This window comes from Rhizobium ecuadorense (assembly GCF_001187535.1).
Lineage (GTDB): Bacteria > Pseudomonadota > Alphaproteobacteria > Rhizobiales > Rhizobiaceae > Rhizobium > Rhizobium ecuadorense.
Map to the genome: position 1 here is coordinate 1 of NZ_LFIO01001063.1, position 3,208 is coordinate 3,208.

Annotated in this window: 1 protein-coding gene and 2 pseudogenes; 2 read left to right on the plus strand and 1 reads right to left on the minus strand. The window is 57.9% G+C overall.

The annotated features are described in order from the left end of the window. Window positions 1-295: 295 nt before the first annotated feature. Window positions 296-519: pseudogene (locus tag AF337_RS46645) on the minus strand (hypothetical protein); the annotation flags it as partial. A gap of 88 nt (window positions 520-607) precedes the next feature. Between AF337_RS46645 and istA the strand changes: the two are divergent. After that, a complete protein-coding gene (istA, locus tag AF337_RS18880) occupies window positions 608-1,894 on the plus strand; it encodes an IS21 family transposase (protein WP_016737538.1) in 1,287 nt (428 codons plus the stop codon). Then, a pseudogene (gene istB / locus AF337_RS18885) lies at window positions 1,894-2,689 on the plus strand (IS21-like element ISSme2 family helper ATPase IstB). Before istA ends, istB begins: the two are co-directional and overlap by 1 nt. Window positions 2,690-3,208: the final 519 nt, after the last annotated feature.

The following is a 3,208-nucleotide window of genomic DNA, read 5'->3' on the forward strand; positions in this document are numbered from 1 at the left end:
GAACACCATATGGCGACGGCTTGCCGACAATCGTCTGCACTCGACCATCAGGCCGGCACATGGCTTGAGAGGCTCGCCAGCAGTTTCGGGTGATGTGTGGAACATGCAGCGCGAAGGGTGCCGTCAGAATTTCCGATTCCAACCAATCTTTCCGCCGGCCTTTCTGATTTCGCCGCCTCAGGCAACGGAACCATTGCGGTGTAGCTGCTGACAGAACCCGTTGCGCGCCTGATAGTTATGCGACCTATGGGGCGGCGATCAGGATGAGACGCGCGCGACAATCTGGATGAGATTCTTATGTCGCGGTCGGGATGAAGTTATCATGTTGATTGTCGCTGGCAAGAGCTTCATCGTGGTCTGATTGCCGCTCCGCGACAAACTGTGCGGTGCCTTTGATTGTCGCGAATGAGGCTGGCCTGCCGCGCCGGCGTTTGACCCCCATGGGTGGAACGTCGTCGATAGCTTTCAACGTTCATTTCGAATGATCGTTGCGTGATGAACAAGTCGGTCCACCGCGGCACCCGCCCGCAGGTGTCAGGCGAAATGAGAAACTGACCCCCTAACGAAATGAAGAACTGCCCCCTCGTGTGACAACGAGGAGAGATGGATGACAAGTGCGATTTCAGCGCATCCTGCATCGTGGGGAACGATGCAGGGCGAAGATATGCTTGAGGCAGATGAGGTGGTGGCAATGTTGCGGCTGCACGAGCTTGGTTGGGGTGCCAAGCGTCTATCGAAGGAATTTGGATGTGCTCGCAACACTGTCCGTCGATATCTTCGTGAGGGTGGAGCGGTACCCTTCAAGAAGCCGGTTCGGAGGAGTGCTTTTGATGGCCTTGATGATTGGCTTCGTGAACGCTTCTTTCGCCATGATGGCAATGCCGATGTGATCCGGCAGGAGCTGGCGAGCGAGCATGGAATTATCATCGGTTTGCGTTCGGTAGAGCTTCGAGTCCGGGAATGGCGGCGGGAACTCAAGGCGCAAAAGCGTGCGACAGTGCGGTTTGAAACGCCGCCTGGTCGTCAGTTGCAGATCGACTTCGGGCAGACGCGTGTCTGGATCGGTGACGAGCGGCTTCGGGTAAACGTCTTTGTCGCCACGCTAAGCTATTCCAGACGCATTCATATCCGTGCCTCATTGAGAGAAGGGCAGACAGATTGGTTCGAGGGGATGGAAGGCGCGTTTCTTCGGTTTGGCGGCGTTCCCGTTGAGGTTTTGCTGGATAATGCGAAGGCACTTGTCGAACATCACGACGCGGTTAGCCGGGAGGTTCGCTTCAATGCGCGACTCTGGGCGTTTGCCCGTTACTGGGGCTTCGCGCCACGCGCTTGCGCTCCCTACCGGGCGCGAACAAAGGGGAAGGACGAGCGCGGGGTCGGGTACGTCAAGAAGAATGCTATCGCTGGTCGCCGGTTTGAGAACTGGGCTTCGTTCGAGGCGCACCTTGACCGATGGATACGAGAGATCGCAGACCGACGAGAACACGGCACGACTGGTGAAGCACCAATTGAACGCTTTGCTGCGGAGGCCGAAGCCCTTCGGCCGCTATCCGGCCGCGTACCGTTTGGACAACTACGCGACCTCGTGCGCAAAGTGCAGGCGGACTGCGCCATCGATCTCGACACAAACAGCTATTCCGTACCCTGGCGTCTCATCGGCGAGAGCGTCCAAGTCGTTGTATTGGCTGGCCGTGTAATTATCCGTCACGCTGGCCAGGTTGTGGCCGATCATCCTCTCTGCCAGGGACGGCGACAACGGATCGTCGACCGGGATCACTTTGTTGGCTTCGCGGGTAGCGAAGGACTGGTTCGCACCGCTCCAGTCGAGCTGGCACCAGCCGCCTTGCTGCGACCTCTTGCGGAATACGAGGCCGTTGTTGGAGGTGGCTGGTGATGACGACCGTCGATCACGATTTACTCATCGCGACACTCGATCGGCTAAAGCTGACGGCGATCCGCGATCAACTCGACACGTTGCTGGACGAGGCGCTCGAAGATGACGTTGCGCGAAGCTCTGGCGTTCCTGGTCTCACGAGAGATTGCCCGGCGCGATGAACGGCGCATCTCGATGTCGAGCAAGTTGGCGCAGTTCCCCTTCGTACGCGAACTCGATGGCTTCGACTTCGAGGCACAGCCCTCGCTGGATCGAGGACAGATCAGGGAGCTGTCAACCTGCCGCTGGATTGCTCACGGCGACACCGTCCTATTCCTCGGACCTCCGGGCACCGGTAAGACGCACCTTGCTGTCAGTCTTGGCCGAGAAGCAATCCGCCAGAACTACAACGTTCAATTCGTCACGGCGGCCACTCTGGTTGCGATGCTCGCCAAGGCCCATAACGATGGCTCATTGGACAAGCAGTTGACAATCCTATCGCGGCCGAAACTGCTGATCATCGACGAGCTGGGATATCTGCCCTTCGAAGCTAACGCCGCCCACCTGTTCTTCCAACTGGTCTCTCGCCGCTATGAAAGGGGATCGATCCTGATTACCTCCAATCGATCGGTCGGAGAGTGGGGGAGCGTCTTTGGAGACCCTGTCGTCGCCACCGCGATATTGGACCGCCTGCTGCACCATTCGACGGTGATCACCATCCGAGGTGATAGCTACAGGCTTCGCGAAAAGCGCCGTTCCGGCCTTCTGCAGAAGGCCGGAACAGCGCTTGAGACAAACGAAACAGCAAATCAATGAAGGGGTCAGTTCTTCGTTTCGCCTACGGGGTCAAATCTTCACTTCGCTTGACAGCAGGCATAGTTTGATAGTTGCAGGATACGGGGTCGGCATCGAGCACCCAACTCACACGTTGGCTCATGATCGCTGTATGAAATGCATCCGGCGCCATGGGCGGGTTTCGTCCTGGCCTGAAGCCATAGTAGAACCCGCAAAGGGTAGGCCGTCATAGACGGCACTAAGCACTTCAGCGACCGCGCCAGCATCCTTCGCACCCGAGGCTCTTCCCGCATCCGTATCTGTCTACACCTCAGATGCGACAGCCGTCGCCTCTTGGGATGCTGGCCAAACGTCACGTTTTGAAGGAAGACTGGCGACGTGCACATTCGATGTCGCCCCCGGCACTGGGGATCGTCTCATCTGGGTTGGCGCGCTGCACGTGGCCGCGTAAAAACGGATTCTCTCTCAACGGTTTGGTGCTTTTCAAGAACGACTGGCATCTATTGCTCGATCCATCTCCACCCTATTGCAGGAAAAGGT